The 16,865-nt window shown below is 64.8% G+C and carries 11 protein-coding genes; 4 read left to right on the top strand and 7 right to left on the bottom strand.

Features of this window, described 5'->3' with window-relative positions; genetic code table 11:
• Positions 1-27: 27 nt before the first annotated feature.
• The 7 genes from AB7D48_RS13290 to AB7D48_RS13260 all read right to left on the bottom strand — a co-directional run bounded on the left by AB7D48_RS13290 (position 28) and on the right by AB7D48_RS13260 (position 10,574).
• Complete coding sequence (locus tag AB7D48_RS13290; protein ID WP_427979947.1) at positions 28-3,903, bottom strand: molybdopterin-dependent oxidoreductase; 3,876 nt, start codon at positions 3,901-3,903, stop codon at positions 28-30.
• Between the two features lie 25 nt (positions 3,904-3,928).
• The gene (cobA, locus tag AB7D48_RS13285; protein WP_427979944.1) at positions 3,929-4,678 is read right to left on the bottom strand and encodes a uroporphyrinogen-III C-methyltransferase; all 750 of its coding nucleotides are present in this window, start codon (positions 4,676-4,678) and stop codon (positions 3,929-3,931) included.
• A complete protein-coding gene (nirD, locus tag AB7D48_RS13280) occupies positions 4,675-4,995 on the bottom strand; it encodes a nitrite reductase small subunit NirD (protein WP_427979941.1) in 321 nt (106 codons plus the stop codon). The genes cobA and nirD overlap by 4 nt, the downstream gene beginning before the upstream one ends.
• A 5-nt stretch (positions 4,996-5,000) precedes the next feature.
• On the bottom strand, positions 5,001-7,430 hold the full coding sequence (nirB, locus tag AB7D48_RS13275) for a nitrite reductase large subunit NirB (protein ID WP_427979938.1): 2,430 nt from the start codon (positions 7,428-7,430) through the stop codon (positions 5,001-5,003).
• A 96-nt stretch (positions 7,431-7,526) separates the two neighbouring features.
• Complete coding sequence (locus tag AB7D48_RS13270; protein ID WP_427979936.1) at positions 7,527-8,753, bottom strand: nitrate/nitrite transporter; 1,227 nt, start codon at positions 8,751-8,753, stop codon at positions 7,527-7,529.
• Positions 8,754-9,012: 259 nt separating this feature from the next.
• The gene (locus tag AB7D48_RS13265; RefSeq protein ID WP_427979933.1) at positions 9,013-9,999 is read right to left on the bottom strand and encodes a CmpA/NrtA family ABC transporter substrate-binding protein; all 987 of its coding nucleotides are present in this window, start codon (positions 9,997-9,999) and stop codon (positions 9,013-9,015) included.
• Positions 9,996-10,574, bottom strand: a complete 579-nt coding sequence (locus AB7D48_RS13260; protein WP_427979930.1) for an ANTAR domain-containing response regulator — start codon at positions 10,572-10,574, stop codon at positions 9,996-9,998. Before AB7D48_RS13260 ends, AB7D48_RS13265 begins: the two co-directional genes overlap by 4 nt.
• Positions 10,575-11,005: 431 nt before the next feature.
• On the opposite strand from AB7D48_RS13260, the gene AB7D48_RS13255 reads away from it, so the two are divergent.
• The 4 genes from AB7D48_RS13255 to AB7D48_RS13240 are packed head-to-tail and all read left to right on the top strand — an operon-like array spanning position 11,006 to position 16,673.
• The gene (locus tag AB7D48_RS13255) at positions 11,006-12,772 is read left to right on the top strand and encodes a cellulose biosynthesis cyclic di-GMP-binding regulatory protein BcsB (protein ID WP_427979928.1); all 1,767 of its coding nucleotides are present in this window, start codon (positions 11,006-11,008) and stop codon (positions 12,770-12,772) included.
• The gene (locus AB7D48_RS13250) at positions 12,769-13,566 is read left to right on the top strand and encodes a hypothetical protein (protein ID WP_427979925.1); all 798 of its coding nucleotides are present in this window, start codon (positions 12,769-12,771) and stop codon (positions 13,564-13,566) included. The genes AB7D48_RS13255 and AB7D48_RS13250 overlap by 4 nt, the downstream gene beginning before the upstream one ends.
• 3 nt (positions 13,567-13,569) lie before the next feature.
• Positions 13,570-15,489 (top strand): glycosyltransferase, encoded by a 1,920-nt coding sequence (locus tag AB7D48_RS13245; protein WP_427979923.1) that lies wholly within the window; start codon positions 13,570-13,572, stop codon positions 15,487-15,489.
• A complete protein-coding gene (locus AB7D48_RS13240) occupies positions 15,486-16,673 on the top strand; it encodes a hypothetical protein (RefSeq protein ID WP_427979920.1) in 1,188 nt (395 codons plus the stop codon). Before AB7D48_RS13245 ends, AB7D48_RS13240 begins: the two co-directional genes overlap by 4 nt.
• Positions 16,674-16,865: the final 192 nt, after the last annotated feature.

Genomic DNA, 16,865 nt, shown 5'->3' with positions numbered 1-16,865 from the left:
CGTTCCAGCCCGTGCCGGTTACGCGCCTCAATACACATCCCTCAAATAACGCTTCTCCGCCGTGAGCCGTTCCGCATAGGCGCGCGCCGCCTCCGCCTCCATGCCGCCATGGTCGCGCAATATGCCAAGCAGCGTCTCGTTCACATCCTTGGCCATGCGCGCGGCGTCGCCACAGACATAGAAGCGCGCCCCGTCCCGCAGCCAGGCCCAGATCTCCGCTCCCGCCTCGCGCAGCCTGTCCTGCACATAGATTTTTTGCGCCTGGTCGCGCGAGAAGGCGGTGGAGAGCCGGTGCAGATACCCGTTGCGCGCCAGCTCCTCCAACTCCTCATGGTAATAGAAATCGCTCCCGGCCCGCTGCTCTCCGAAGATCAGCCAATTCCGGCCCTTGGCGCCACGGGCCTGGCGCTCCTGCAAAAACCCCCGGAACGGGGCAATACCGGTGCCAGGACCGACCATGATGATGGGAAGGGCATCATCCTCCGGCAGATGAAAATGGCCCGATGGCTGAATGAACAGCCGGGCCCGCGCCGCGCGGTCCGCCAGAAAGCGCGAGCACAGCCCCCCGCTCGGCCGACCCGCGAACTCATAACGCAGAATATTCACCGTCAGATGCACCTCGCGCGGATGCGCGCTCTGGCTGGAGGAAATGGAATAAAGCCGCGGCGTGAGCGGCTTCAGGGCCGCCAGCCAAGCCTCCGGCGCGGCGCGGACCGTGAAATCCGCCAGCAGGTCGCGCAACTGCCGCCCCCAGAGCCGGCTCTGGCGGGCGGGATCGTCATGCGCGCCCAGCCAGTCCGCAATCGCGGGGGTCAGCGCGGCGCAGAATGCCAGCAAGCCGGGCGTCAGACGGGATATATCGCGCGAAGCCAGAAGATCCGGCGCGAGACCGGTCAAACCGGCCATCTCTTCCAGCAAGGCGGGATCGTTTTCCGGCCAGATGCCCAACGCGTCGCCAGGCTGGTAAACCAGCCCCGAATCACCCAGCTCGAACACCAGGTGGCGCGTCTCTTTCTCCGAACCAGCCCCGTTAAGCCGCAGATTGGACACCAGCCGGGCCTCGAATGGATGGGCGCGGGAAATAGCCGGCGCCGTGGCCGCAGGCAGCGCGGCTTCATCCAGCCTCTCCTGGCCAAGGGCCGCTTGCGCCTCGTCCAGCCACTCAAGCGCCTTGTCATCCTCGCCGGGCTCGCAATTGCGGCGGCACAATAATGGCCGCGCGCCCAAGGCCGTCAACCGCGCCTCCAGCCCCGCGCCGAAGCCGCAAAACTGGGCATAGGCGGAATCCCCGAAGGCCAGCACACCAAAGCGCAGGCCATCCAGGCACGGCGCATCCGCCGCCATCAGGTCACGCCAGAACCGCGCGCCATTATCCGGCGCCTCGCCATCGCCAAACGTGCTGGCGAAGAACAAAACATCGCCGGAGAGTTCGGCGGGGGCGACATCGTCCATCGCCTTCGCCTCGGCATGGAGGCGCCGCGCCGCCTCGCGGGCATGCCCTTCCGCCGTGCCGGTTTGCGAGGCATAGAGGATGGTCACGGGCGCGCCTGTCCGCGCCACCGGCGCGCGCGAGAGCAGCCCCGCCAGCACGCCGTTGAGATAAAGCCGCCGTTCCGGCGCCACCGGCGCGTTGTCGGGCAAAACCGGCACCCCTTCGGGGTTCAACCCATGGCCTTGCAAAAACCCGTGCAGATACAGCCTCTCATCATCCGCCAATGGCGCGGGCCGCGGGCCCAGCAACGCCCGCAAGGGGGCCAGCGCATCCGCCGCCGCGCCCTCCTCCTGGGGAAGCTCCTCCCGCGAGGGTGCCGCCACGCGCGTCAGCGCCACGGCGCAGAATTTATAGGCCGGCTGCAACGAGGTTCCATCCACGGCCTCGCTGGTGATCTGGTTGATCGCCAGATCCTCCCCGAACACATCGTTCCAATGAAACGGGACGAATAAGCAACCACGCCGCACAGTCTCACTGACCAAGGCGGGCAGCACGGCGCGGCCACGGCGTGACCGCAATTCCAAGATCTCGCCCGTCCGCACCTCCAACATCTCCGCGTCCAGCGGATGGATCTCCACGAACGGCCCGGGATTGAGCTTGTTCAGGATGGGCACCTTCCCGGTCTTGGTCAGCGTGTGCCATTGATGTTGCAGGCGGCCGGTGTTGAGAATGAAAGGATATTCGTCGTCCGGCAATTCAGCCGGCGGCAGGCAGGGGCGGGGAAAAAACACCGCCTTGCCCGAGACGGTGGGAAAAACCGGCGCACCGCTTTCCATATAGCGAATCGGGTTGCGTGGTCCGGCTTGCGGCCCCACCGGCCATTGCAGGGAGGTCTCACCAAGCCGGGCATGGCTGGCGCCGGAAATATCGTAGCCGGTATACGGGTTGGAAAAACGTTTGATCTCGTCAAAGATCTCGGCGGCATTCGCATAAACGAAACCAGGATACCCCATGGCGGTGGCCACCTCCGCCACCCATTGCCAGTCCGCCAACGCCTCGCCGGGGGGTGGCACCGCCTGGCGGGCAAGGGTCATGTTGCGTTCGGAATTCACCATCACCCCGTCGCTCTCGGCCCAGAGCGCGCCCGGCAGGAGAATATCCGCGTAAGGGGCGGTTTCCGTCTCCTGATACGCATCCTGGGCGATGACCAGCTCCGCCCCGCGCAACCCGGCGACAACACCCGCGCGCGCGGGCATGCTGGCCACCGGATTGGTGCAGATGATCCAGCAAGCCTTGATGCGGCCTTGCGCCATTTCGGCGAACATATCCACCGCGCCGATGGCGGGCGCCGCGCGCAGCGTGCCCGGCGGCAAATTCCAAACGGTTTCGGTAAAAGCGCGGTCTTGCGCATTCTGCGCCACGCGCTGGCCAGGCAGGCCAGGGCCCATATAACCCATCTCGCGGCCACCCATGGCGTTGGGCTGCCCGGTGAGGGAGAACGGCCCGGCTCCTTCCCTGCAGATGGCCCCCATGGCCAGATGCAGGTTGCAGAGCGCATTGACGTTCCAGGTTCCATGCACGCTCTGGTTCAACCCCATCGTCCAGAGACCGACCAAGCGTGGGCTGCGCCCGATCCATTCCGCCGCCTGGAGAATATCCGCCTCGGCCAGCCCGGTCATCCGCGCCACGCGCGGCAAGGTGTATTCCGCCAGCAACGCCGGCATCGCCTCCCACCCCTCGGTATAAGCGGCGATAAAGGCAGGGTCGGTTTTGCCCGCCTCATGCAGCAGGCGCAAAATGCCGTTGAGCAGGGCGATGTCGCTGCCCGGCTTGAGCTGCAGGAACAAATCCGCCTTTTGCGCCGTGGCGCCATGGCGCGGATCCACCACGATCAGCTTCGCCCCCTGGCGCACCCGCTCCAGCAGCCGCAGGAACAGGATCGGATGACAATCCGCCATGTTCGCGCCAACGACCAAAAACGTATCGGCATGGTCGAAATCGTCATAGGAGCCAGGCGGCGCGTCCGCGCCCAGGGAGAGCTTGTAGCCCGAGGCCGCGCTGGCCATGCAAAGCCTGGAATTCGCCTCGATATGCCGGGTGCCGATAAAGCCCTTGGCCAGCTTGTTGGTGAGATATTGCGCCTCCAGCGTCATCTGGCCGGAGATATAGAAGCTCACCGCATCGGGCCCATGCGCGGCGATAATCCCGCGCAGGCGCGCCGCGATCCGTTCAATCGCCGCGCGCGCGGGCAAGGGCTGGGGCTCCGCATCCCGCGAGGGGCGCATCAAGGCCCCGGTCAGGCGCCCCTGCGTCAGCGGCACATGGCAGCTCACCCCCTTGGTGCAAAGCCGCCCTTTATTGGCGGGATGGGTCTTGTCACCGCTGACCTTGACGATCCGCCCATCCTCCACATGCAGCATGATGCCGCACCCCACCCCGCAATAAGGGCAGATCGATTTGATGTCCTGCATGCTCATACCGCCCGCTAGGGCCGCCTCACGCGCAAAGGGCCGCCGGGGCCGCCACGGCGTGACGCACCGCCAGGGCCTCGCCGACCAGAACCAGCACCGGCCCGCCCCCCATTGCCCGCAGGGCGATGGGCAGGCTGCCCACCGTGCCATTGACGATACGCTCATCCGGCCTTGAAACATTCTCGATGGCGAGCGCCGGTGTCGCCGGGTCCAGCCCCGCCTCCACCAGATGCGCCGCGAACCCGGCAAAGCCCATCGCCCCCATATACACGGCCAGCGTGCCGCCTTTTTGCGCCAGGGCCGCGAAATCATGGCCCGGAATTGACCCGTCCGCCGCATGGCCGGCGACAAAATGTACCGCCCGGGAGACCAGACGCTGGGTGAGGGACAGCTTGAGTGAAGCCGCCGCGGCCAAGGCGGCCGTCACACCCGGCGCCACATCATAGCCGATGCCCGCCGCCTCCAGCGCGCGCATCTCCTCCGTGGCGCGGCCAAAGATCATCGGGTCTCCCCCCTTCAGGCGCAGAACCAGCCCGTCGCCCGCGCTGGCCTCACGCACCAGCAAGGCGCAGATCTCATCCTGCGTCATGGCATGGCGCCCGCAGCGCTTGCCGACATCGATGAGCTTGGCCGCCGGATTGGCGAGCGCGAGAATCTCCGCGCTCACCAGCGAATCATGCAGCACGACGCTAGCGGTTTGCAGAAGCCGCAGCACCTTGAGGGTCAGCAGCTCCGGATCGCCTGGGCCCGCCCCCGCGAGACAGACGCGCCTCACGACGACGCATCCAGCAATATACGGCCATTCTCGACCTTCACCGCATAACGCTTGGCGCACCCCTCGTCGGGTCCCTGCGCGGCTCCGGTTTCCAGCGAAATCACCCAGGCATGCAGCGGGCATGTCACGGCGGTGCCATGCACGATGCCCTGGCTGAGCGGGCCTTGCTTGTGCGGGCATTCATCGCGCAGCGCGAACACGCCGTCATCGGCCGTGCGGAAAATGGCGATATCGCCATGCGGCGTCTTCACGCAGCGCGCGCCCAGACGCGGAATGTCCGAGAGCGCGCCGACATCGGTAAATATAGAAACGGTCATGTCCATCACACCAGTTCCGTCAATGGTTGATATTGCCGCCGGTTTTTCGTGGCTTCCTCGGCCCAGGGGTCGCTCTGCGCGAAACTCTGCGCATACAGGAACTTGTCGTGGAGCGCCTGGCGGTTGGCCGCATCGTCGACGATACGTTCCCGCACATATTTCAGGCCGACCCGCTCAATCCACGGCGCCGTGCGTTCCAGATACCGCGCCTCCTGCCGATAAAGTTGCAGGAAAGCCCCGCAATACTCCAAAACCTCCGGCTCGGTGGTCACCTTGCAGAGCAGCTCCGTGGCACGCACCTTGATGCCGCCATTGCCCCCCACGTGCAGCTCCCATCCGGCTTCGGTGGCGATCACGCCGAAATCCTTGATCGTCGCCTCCGCGCAATTGCGTGGGCAGCCAGAAACCGCCAGCTTCACCTTATGCGGATGCCACGACCCCCAGGTCATCTTCTCCAGCGCGATGCCCATGGCGGTGGAATCTTGCGTGCCAAAGCGGCACCATTCCGAACCCACACAGGTTTTCACGGTGCGCAGCGCCTTGCCGTAGGCATGGCCCGAGACCATGCCCGCCGCGTTGAGGTCCGCCCACACGGCCGGCAGGTCCTCCTTCTTCACGCCCAGCATGTCCACGCGCTGGCCACCGGTGATCTTCACCGTGGGGATGCTGAATTTCTCGCAGACATCAGCGATGGCGCGCAGCTCCTTGGCGGAGGTGACACCGCCCCACATGCGCGGAATCACGGAATAAGTACCATCCTTCTGGATATTCGCGTGCAGGCGCTCATTCACAAAACGCGATTGCGAATCATCCTGATATTCTCCTGGCCAGTCGCAAAGCAGGTAGAAATTCAGCGCCGGGCGGCAGGCAGCACAGCCATCCGGTGTTTTCCATTCCAGCGCCTGCATCACGGCGGGAATGCTCTTGAGATTTTGACCACGGATGCGCTGACGCACCTCATCGTGCCCATGGCTGGTGCATTTGCACACCGGCTTCACCGCCGCGGGCTTGAACTCCGCGCCCAAGGTGAGCTTGAGCAGCCCTTCCACGAGCCCCGTGCAGGACCCGCAGGACGCGGAGGCCTTGGTACGCGCGCGCACATCGTCCACGCTGGCGCAACCTTCCTCGATGGCCTTGACGATGGTGCCTTTCTTCACCCCATTGCAGCCGCAAATCTCGGCATCCTCGCCCAGCAGCGCCAAGGTTTCGTTCGGGTCCGCCGTGGCGGCGGCGGGGCCGTAAATCACCGTCTCGCGCAGCGCGCCCAAATCCTCTCCATCCTTCAGAAGCTGGAAATACCAGTTGGAATCGGAGGCATCGCCAAAACACACCACGCCGGCCAGCCTGTTATCGCGCAGCACCAGGCGCTTATAAATCCCGCGCGCGGCATCGCGCAGCACGATGTCCTCCGCGCCGTCGCCACCCAGAAAATCCCCGGCGGAGAACATCTCGATGCCTGAAACCTTGAGGCGCGTGCCCGTCGCCACGGGCGTGAAAACGCTTTGCGCCACACCGGTGAGATGATCCGCCACGACCTTCGCCATGTCCCAAATCGGCGCCACGAGCCCAAAGCATTGTTTTTCAAACTCGATGCATTCGCCAATGGAAAATATATTGGGGTCGGAAGTGCGCATCGTGCCATCCACCTGGATACCCCGGTCGCATGCCAGCCCGACAGCGCGCGCCAACCCGGCATTGGGGCGAATGCCCACCGCCATCACCACCAGATCCGCCTCGATGCGCGTGCCATCCTTCAAAAGCACGGCGCGCACCGCGCCATCCTCACCCTCGCCTTCCAGGGCCTCGGTATTGGCGCTGGTGAAAATCCTCATGCCGCGTGCCAGCAATTTCTGCTCCAGCAAATGCGCGGCGGAGGCATCGAGCTGGCGCTCCATCAATGTGGGCATCAGATGCACCACCGCCACCTCCATGCCGCGCAGATTGAGCCCATGCGCCGCCTCCAGCCCCAGCAAGCCACCGCCAATCACCACCGCCTTGCGGCCCGGCTGGGCGATGGCCAGCATATCGTCCACATCCGCCTTGGAGCGGAAGGTCATCACCCCGGGGCGGCTGGCACCTGGCAGGGGCAACGCGATCGGGTTCGATCCCGTGGCGATCAGCAACGCGTCGTAGGGCCGCTCGGTGCCGTTCTGGCCACGCACAATCCTGGCCTCGCGGTCGATCCAGTCCACATGCTCACCCGCGATCAGCTCGATCTCATTCTCCCTGTACCAGTCGAGAGAATTGATCACGATCTGATCGAAGCTCTTATCTCCCGCCAGCAGCGGCGAAAGCATGATGCGGTCGTAATTCGGGTGCGGCTCGGCGCCGAACACCGTGATCTCAAACTTCCCTGGCGCGCGCGACAATATTTCCTGAACCGCGCGCATACCGGCCATCCCGTTGCCGATGACGACGAGTTTCTCAACGCTCATAGCGGTGTCCTTTCGGGTGTGAAGCCGGAGAGTCCAAGAGGGATTGTTGCCGTCCCTCTTGATCCTTGAACCGGCTCCGCTGATTGATAATCCAGATCAGATCCTGACGGAGCCTTCCGCGTAGCCGCGGGAGAAGCTGACACGCCATTCATTGCGGACGACATTGATGCCGATGAAGGCGACGAAGGCGAGCGCCGCGAAAATCAGGAACCCATATTGGTAAGACCCCGTCCATTGCTTGGAAAAACCGAGCGAGGAAGCCAGGTAGAAACCGCCGATGCCCCCCGCGCAGCCGACAATGCCGGTCACCACGCCGATCTCCTTCACATAACGCACGGGCACCAGCTGGAACACCGCGCCATTCCCCGTGCCCAGCGCCAGCATCGCCACCACGAAGCAGCCCAGCGCCATCTCGATGCTCGGCAGGCCAAAACTCACCGCCACCAGCGCCACGGCGGCAATGGGATACAGGATGGACAGCGCGCCAATGCCGCCGACCTTGTCCGCGAACCAGCCGCCGATCGGGCGGAACATCGACCCCGCGAACACACAAGCCGCGCTGGCATACCCCGCATGCACCGGCGCCAAGCCATACTGGGTGTGGAAATAAATCGGCAAAGACGAGGCCAGCCCGACAAATCCGCCAAACGTGACACCATAGAACAGCATGAACCAGTAAGTGTCCTTCATGCCGAGCACGGCGAGATAAGAGGCGAGATTCTGCTTTGGCCCCTGGTCCGGCGCGTCCTTGGCGAGAATGACGAACAGCACCAGCACCACCGTCATCACCCCCGCGGCCATGCCGAACACATTGGTCCAGCCAAAGGCCAGACCCAAGGCGGGCGCGAAGAGTGCTGCCAGCACGGTGCCGGAATTGCCCGCCCCGGCAATGCCCATCGCCTTTCCCTTATGCTCCACCGGATACCAGCGAGAGGCCAGCGGCAGCGCGATGGCGAAGGAGGCTCCCGCCATGCCGAGCACCACGCCCAAGCCGAGAATGGCGGCAAAGCCCGGCACACCGAAGATCCAGGCGGCGAGCAGCCCGAGGATCACCACAAGCTGCGAAAAAATACCTGCCTTCTTGCCGCCTATATGGTCGGCCAGCGTACCGTTCAGCAGCCGCAGCAGCGCGCCCGCCAGCACCGGCGTCGCCACCATCAGCCCCTTATGGGCCGGGTCGAGGTCGAGCGCCTTGGCGATCTGAATCCCCAATGGCCCCAGCAGCACCCAGCACATGAAACTAAGATCGAAATACAGAAACGCGGCCACCAGCGTCGGGAAATGGCCCGATTGCAGAAAGCTCTTGCCTTGAGCGTGAGTCATTGAACACCTGAAAACGACGCCGTCTCGCGCCGCACGCGGGCCCTCCTTGGCCAGCCACATAGAAGAGCGGGGCAACCCCGATCCGAACTTTCAGATCTCCCTTGACCGGAAAGCGCGCGGACTATGTTCCGCAAATCCGGGAAAAGCAGAAATAACACGCTCCACGCAACAAAAAAATCTTATAAAATGCACGACAAAAACATCAGTTGAACTGATTTTGATCATGAACGAGAAAAAATTCATCTATCTCGCTCATTTTTTATTCAATATACGTCTCATCCGGTGGCAAAGCCTCATCCTCCCCCCTGCCCCCGGCCAACTCAAACAGATCCGGGCGGTAGAGCCGCGCCGTCACCTCCTCCAGGCCGGCTGGCGCCTTGCCCCAGCGCCGCATCTGCCGCGCATACCATTGCGCCTGCCGAATGGATGGATAAGGCGCGGTAAAGGCAGGGCCGCCTTGCGTCTCGTCCAGCGCCTGGGCCAGCAGGCTCGCGGGCAGGTCGAGATATTCAGGCCGGGCCAGCAACGCCGCCAACTTCGCACGGCCGGCCGGCTCGGTACAGGCTTGCTGGGCGCGCAGCAGCACACGCAGCAGGGCGGTCAGCCGCTCAGCCCCACCAGAGGCGAAATCCCCGCGCAGGGCCAGACATTTTTCCGGATGGCCAGACCAGATGTCACGGCTGAGGCAGGCGGTGAAGCCCATGCCCGCATGCGCCGCCACCAGCCACCACGGCGCCCCGGCGCAAAACCCGTCAATGGCCCCCGCCGCCAGGCTGCCCACCATTTCCGCCGGCGGCAGCACGGTGATGTCCACATCGCGTTCCGGCATGACACCCTGGCCCGCCAGCCAATGGCGCAGCAGCAGATCATGGGATGAAAACCCATGCACCACCGCCAGACGCAGGCGCTTGCGCGCCGCCAGCGCCGCCATGCCATCATGTTCGAACACCTCCCGGCAGGCATTGGCCAGCGTGAAGCCATTGCCATTGGTCGAAAGGCTCATCGGCACGACCAGATCCACCGGCCGGCCGCGCAGCCCGGCGGCGCAGGCCATGGCCAGAGGCGGCAGCATCACCGCCCCCTCCAGCATCCCATAAGCCAGCTTATCGGCGATATTCGCCCATGACGGCTCAACCGACAATTCCACCCGCAGCCCCGCCTCGGCGAACATCCCCTCCTGGCGGGCCAAAATCACGGGCGCAGCATCGCATAACCGCAACAGCCCCAAACGGATCGGATCGTTCATGATTTATGTCCCCGCCTCGTCCATGCGGCCAGATAATCGGTGGCCACGTCGGCCAGGCGTTTCTGCTGGTCCATGGCCCGGCGCTGCAAAAAACGATGCGCGGCCGGCTCGCTCATCCGCTCCTCCTTCATCAGCAGGCGCTTGGCGGCATCTATGGCGCGGCGCTGCGTGGCCAGCTCCTCCACCTCCTGCAATTTCGCCGCCGCCACCTGGTTGCGCTGAAAAAACGCCACCGCCAGGCGCATCACCAGCTTGGCGGCGTCCGGCGCCACATCCTGGCCGTGATAAGAGCTGACCCCGGCGCTGATGGCTTCCTGCATGAAGCCGGGATCCTCACCGTCGAGAAACATCACCACCGGCGGGGCGGCGCTCTGCGCGGAGAGCGAGTCCAGCATGTCTCGGTCTGGCCGGGCCATGTCCACCAGCACCACGTCGGGGCGCAACCGCTCCACCTCCGCCAACAAGGAAACGTCTCCCGCCAATGAAATGACCGAAAAAGCAGCATCCAATTTCATCAACTGCGCAGCCAATGCCTCCCGGCGGGCCGTATTGGAATCAGCGAGCAGAATTTTCATGGCGACTGTCGGTCCATGCGGAAAACCGAGCAACTTCCTTGCCAGAAACAGCCTTCATACGGCCACGCCTTGGTTGCGGCACAGCAACGGACACAAGCCGCCGCCTGGCCAATCCCCCGGTTTCCCGGGGCCAGCACGGCATGGCCCGTGCAAAATTAAATTAACAATTCGTTACTCGCCTGTCCCGGGCGAGCTTTGCCCGCCAGACGCGCCCGCGCGGAAAAAACAGCCCCATCCTGAGACCACACGATTGATTGTCAAAAGAAAATTCCACGATTTCGCCCTTGGAAGAACAATTTTGTTCGCACACGAAAGTTTTACATGCGCACATGTTCTACTTTAACTAGAAGCCATGAAACCGCACCGGGCAACCCGTCTCAGGTGACATAGGGAGGCAAGCGCGCATGAGAACAGGACTGACCCGGATACTCATGAGCGCCTCGGCTCTGTGGCTGGGCGCCGCCTTGGCCGCGCAGGCCAATGACCTCGTCGATCTCGGCTATGCCAACGGCCTAGTGCTGCGTGGAACCGGCGCCACGCAATCGGTTTATTTCCCGCTGCCCGTGAATAGCCAGGGGGCAACGCTCGCCCTGTCCTTCACCGCCTCCGCGGCCCTGAACCAGACCTCCAGCATCACCGTCATGGCGGGCAACGTGCCTCTGGCCACCGTGCCGGACACGGCCGCCAGCCCCATCCAGATCCAGGTGCCCCCGCGCTTCACCCAGGGCGCCTTCCTCCAGCTTTCCTTCGTCACGGACCATGCCCGTTGCTACGACACGACGGCGGACTGGGTGGTGGTCCAGCCCGAAACCTCCCTGACACCCAAAGCCCCCAACCCGTTGGGCGTCGGCGATCTGTGGCGCAACGCCACGACCCCTCTGACCATCGCGGTGCCGGCCACCCCCACCCTGGCGGACATCCAGACCGCGCTGATCCTCTCCACCGCGCTGGTGGAGCGCGGCATCGCCCCTTATTTCACCAGCGACACCGCTCAGGCGAATATCCTGATCGACCCATCCGCCAAGGCGCTCGCCACAGCGCAGCCGGATGGGCAGCCATCGCGGATCGTGGTGCCCGACGCGGCCGCGGCGCGCGCCCTGGTGGCGGCGGCCCCCGCCCTGCGCGACCAGGCGCAAAGCCACGCCCATGCCACGCTGGAGCCCGCCGCCACCAGGGCGGCGCGGGGTGTGAGCTTCGGCGCGCTGGGGCTGGGGCCGATGAACATCGCCGTGCGCCACGATGCGCGGATGGATCTGGACCTGCCCTTTTCCGCCCTGCCCGCCAACCGCCACGCCACCGCCATCACGCTTTATGGCCATGGCATGTCCCTACCGCCGGGGCAGAGCGAAATCATCTCCCTCGAACTTGGCGGCAATGTCGTCTGGAGCCGCGCCTTCACGGGCACGGTGGCGCTCAACGGCGTGAAAGTGCCGCTGCCGCAACCCCTGCTCGATAGCGGCGCCAAGGTGCAGCTGCATGCCATCCGGCTGGGGCAGGTTGACGCCTGCGAGACCTTCACGCCGCTCACCTTCACATTGGACGATTCGACCCGGCTGACATTGTCGGACGGCCCGCCCTCGCCCATCCGGTTCGCCGGGTTCAACACCGCCGGACGCGGCCCGGTGCCGGTGCTCACGGATCTGCCGCCCGCGAGCCTGCCGCCCGCCTTGCCGCTCTTGGCCGAATTGCTGGGCGCCGCCGGCGCCAACCCCCTGGCGGTGACGGTCTCCGGCACGCAAACCCCGCCCACCAGGCCCTTCATCCTAGTGTCGCACCAAGCCACGCCGGTGGTCAGCATCGCCCCCATCCCGCAGACCAAGGGCCCGCTCGTGCTGCCCCTGCCCAACCAGCAGACCAGCGTGACCCTGCCGGACCATGGCGATGACAGCCTTCTGCAACTGGTCAGCGCGGGCAAGGGACCGGCTTATGTGCCAGGGCTGTGGCTGAACCCGGGCAGCCCGGCGAGCCTCGCCCAGGCCGCCCTGCCGGGAGACGGCAACGTGGCCCTGTATGACGGCGCCAACAGCCCGGCCACCTTCCTGACCACCCTGCACGACACCGTTCTGCCCGCCCAGCAGACCGACATCTGGGCGATCCTTCTGGATAACTGGAACATCGAACTGCTGGGTGCGCTCTGGCTCATCCTGCTGGTGCTGCTGGTCGTGCTGGTCGTGCGCCGGCGGAGGCGCGGCAAATGAGAGCTTGTCATGTTTACACCTTGGCCATGCTGTCGGCCCTGCCGGCGGCGGCCCACGCCGGCGCCTGGCCGGAGCCGGCCGGGCACTGGCTAATGATCGACAGCCTGAGCTATTATCAGGTCGGCGTCTCCGGCTACGACACGTTCGGCCGCCCCGCCGGCACGGGCACATACCGGCAGACGGAATTCTCCCCCTATATCGAATACGGGCTGAACAACCGCTGGACCATCGGCATGCAGCCACGGATGCAATATGTCAGCCAGTCCGGCCTGCCTGGCACCAAGAGCACATTCGGGCTGGTGCAATGGAATCTCTTCCTGCGCTACGCGCTCTATCAGGATAATTGGAACGTGGTCTCGGTGCAGGGGCAGGTGGGCCCGCCCGGCGTGGCCAATGGCGACGTGCCGATGCTGGCCCAGCCCAATGGCGAATATGAGGCGCGGCTGCTGTATGGCCGCGGCTTCGTCCTGCCCAATGGCTGGCGCGGCTTTACCGATCTTGAGGCTGGCTACCGGGTGGAGAGCAATGGCTGGGCGGACCAGGTCCGGGGCGATGCCACGCTCGGGCTGAACGTGACACCGGATTGGCTGTTGATGGCGCAGAGCTTCAACACCGTGAGCGTCGGCCACGCGCAACCCGGGGAATCCGATTATAATCTCTACCGTGTCGAATTCTCCGCCGTGCGGACACTGACCCCGCATATTTCCCTGCAATTGGGCGCCTGGCACGATGCCGGCGGCAAGGACATCGCCCTGGGCAATGCCGGCGTCGTGGCCGTCTGGCTGCGTTACTGAGCCATGTCCGACGCGCGGGGGTTCACCGAGCATGAATTACAGACACTAGCCGCCCTGCGGCAGGCGGAGCGCCTGACACAGGCCGAGCAGGACGAGGCGCTGCGGCTCAGCCAGCAATGGCGCTCGCCGTTGCCGGATGTGCTGTCCGCCATGTACCGGATCTCCAATTTCGACTGGGCGCGGCAAATGTCGAAAAGCTGCGACCTGCCCTTCGCCAATCTACGCGAGATCTGGCCGGATCCGGAGCTGGTGAACAAGGCCGACCGCGCCATCTATACCCGGCATGTCTTCCTGCCCTGGAGAACCGACCAGGATGGCGCCCTGGTCGTCGCCGCGCGCAACCCCGACGACCCGGCCATCCAGGAGCTGATGCGCGCGCGCCACCCCGACCGGACCATCCGCTATGCCGTCACCGGCAAATTCGACGTGATCTGGGCGATGCAGACCCTCTTCGACGACGATCTGAGCCTGAACGCACGCGAAGCACTTTATGATCGCGAACCAGAGCTTTCCGCTAAAACCACCATGTCCGCCGGGCAGAAACGCAGCCTGCTGGCCCTGCTGATTCTGCTGCTGCTGGGCTTGACGGTCAACGCGCACGCCACGCTGGTGGCGCTCTCCGCCCTCATCTCCGCGCTCTATGCCGCCTTGTTCCTGTTTCGCGGCATCCTGACGCTGATCGGCAGCGGCAGGCGGGTGGATCTGTCCGTCAGCCACGCGGAAATCGCCGCGCTGCGGGATGCCGACCTGCCGGTTTTCACCGTGCTGGTGCCGATGTACCGGGAATCCGAGGTGCTGCCCATCCTCGTCGCCTCCATCAGGCGGCTGGATTACCCGCGCTCCAAGCTGGATGTGAAGCTGGTGCTGGAATCCGGCGACAGCGAAACGATCAACGCGGCCCGCGACCTGGGCGCGGAGGATCTGTTCGAGATCATCCGCGTGCCGGACAGCCAGCCCAAGACCAAGCCGAAAGCCTGCAATTACGCGCTGCATTTCGCCCGTGGCGATTATACGGTGATCTTCGATGCCGAGGACATCCCCGAGCCGGACCAGCTGAAGAAAGTGGTGGCCCTGTTCCAGGCCTCGCCGAAAAATGTCGCCTGCGTGCAGGCCCGGCTGAATTATTTCAACCGCGACGATAATTTCCTGACCCGGATGTTCACGCTCGAATACAGCCATTGGTTCGATTATCTGCTGCCTGGCCTGCATGTCCTGAACATCCCCATCCCGCTGGGAGGCACCTCGAATCATTTCCGCACCGAGGTGCTGCGCGAACTGGGAGCGTGGGATCCCTACAACGTCACCGAGGACGCGGATCTTGGCGTGCGCCTCACCCAGGCGGGCTACCGGGTGGCGGTGGTGAATTCCACCACCTTCGAGGAAGCCAACGGCGTGCTGAAAAGCTGGATCAACCAGCGCAGCCGCTGGATCAAGGGCTATATGCAGACCTGGCTGGTGCATATGCGCCGCCCGGTGCAGCTCTACCGGCGCCTGGGCTTTATCGGCTTCGTCGGCTTTCAGATGTTCGTGGGCTTTCCCCCCTTCACCGCCCTGATCAACCCCGTTCTGTGGCTCACCTTCCTGGTCGCGCTGGTGATCGGGCCGGAACATGTGGCCGCCTTGTTCCCGCCGGCCGTTCTCGTCGTGGCCCTGTTCGACCTGCTGATCAGCAACGCGATGTATGTCTATTTCAATCTGGTCGCGGCCTCGAAACGGCAATGGTTCAATCTGGTGCCCTGGGGTCTGCTGGCTCCCGGCTATTGGGTGCTGCATTCGGTGGCGGCCTACAAGGCGCTCGGCCAGCTCATCACCAACCCGCATTATTGGGAGAAAACCCAGCACGGCACCTCCGCGCAAACACGCGAGAAAGTCGCCGCCCTGGCTCTGGGCGACACCCCCAAACCCGGCGCGGAGACAATGTGAGCGCCGGCACCGCCACCTTCGTCAGCTCGCGCCGGAAAGCGCTGCTCAGCAGGGGCTGGCGGGCGGGGTTGGCCGTGGGGCTGTTCTCCGCCCTGCTCTTCACCTTCGTGGGCAACCGCTTGCAGGTGCATGGCTACACCCCCCCCGGGCTGGAGCAGATCTGGAACAGCACGGCGCAGGACCCGCAGGTCGCCGGGCAATGGACGACGCAATTGCTGATCGCCCTGAGCCGGCTGCTGCCCGGCAGCTCGATCAACACGCTGACCGTGATGACCATCATCGGCGCATCCTTCGTCCAGGGCTTCATCGCGCACGATCTGGTCAGGCGTGGCTGGCAACCGGCACTGGCCGCACTGGCGGTTGGGCTGACGGGGCTGCACCCGGTCATACTCTACCTCGCCACCAACGGCTCGCCCACCTTGATCTATGCCATCGCCGCGAGCCTCACCATCACCGCGCTGGACCGGCTGGAAGCGATCGGCGACACACGATCCCTCATCGTGATGGGGCTCAGCGTGGCGCTGCTGTTCCTCACCTGGCCCAACGCCATCTTCTTCGCGCTGCCCCTGGCCCTGCTGCTGCCCCTGGCCTTCCGGGCGGGGCGCAGCGTCCAGAGCCTCGCCGCGATGTATCTCATCATCGCGGCCCCCAGCCTCATCGCGCTCAGCGCGGTGGCCATCGGCGGGGAACTTTTCGCCCTCTCCTGGGCCAGGACAATCGCGAGCTGGAGCTCGCCGCTGCACGGCAACAGCCTGGAGGTCGTCGCCCAATCCTCCTGGCTGCGCGCGTTCGGCGGCAAGCCCATGCTCGCCTTCCTGCAATCACTCGCGCTTTGCGCGGTCATCATGCCGCGCGGCTGGGTGATTCTGATCCGGCTGCTCATCCGGCCGACGGAACGCCGCCAGCCCGCCACGGGCCTCGCCGCGCTGCTTCTGCCCCCCTTGGCGGGAGCGCTAGCCACTTGGTTCTGGCAAACCTCCTCGGCCTGGAGCATGCTGGCCACCTCCATGCTCTGCTGCTCCGCCTGGGCGACGACGGTGCGCTTCCGCCGCGTGGAACAACGGCTCTGGCTGCTCTTCATCCTCTGCGGCGTGGTGGCGGGCTGGACCACCCCCTTGCTCTGGGGCGCGCCGGATCTGGAAACATGGCGGCGCCTCGTTCTGGCGCCGCTGCCCTTGCATTAGCAGGGTGCTGAAAAACGCCGGCCTCGGCGCCATCCCGGAAAACGTGATGGCGCAATTCAATACGCGGCGATCTGGCAGGTATTCTCGGGATATCGCTCAAAAGCAAAAGGCCCGCCGGAGAGGCGGGCCAAATGCAAGTTGAGATGGTTGCGGGGACCGGCTCTGGCCAGAACTTGGGTCCATCGCAAGTTG

Source organism: Acidocella sp., from assembly GCF_050253495.1.
Lineage (GTDB): Bacteria > Pseudomonadota > Alphaproteobacteria > Acetobacterales > Acetobacteraceae > Acidocella.
The sequence above is the reverse complement of the archived record's forward strand: the minus strand, read 5'-3'. Positions and strand labels throughout refer to the sequence as shown.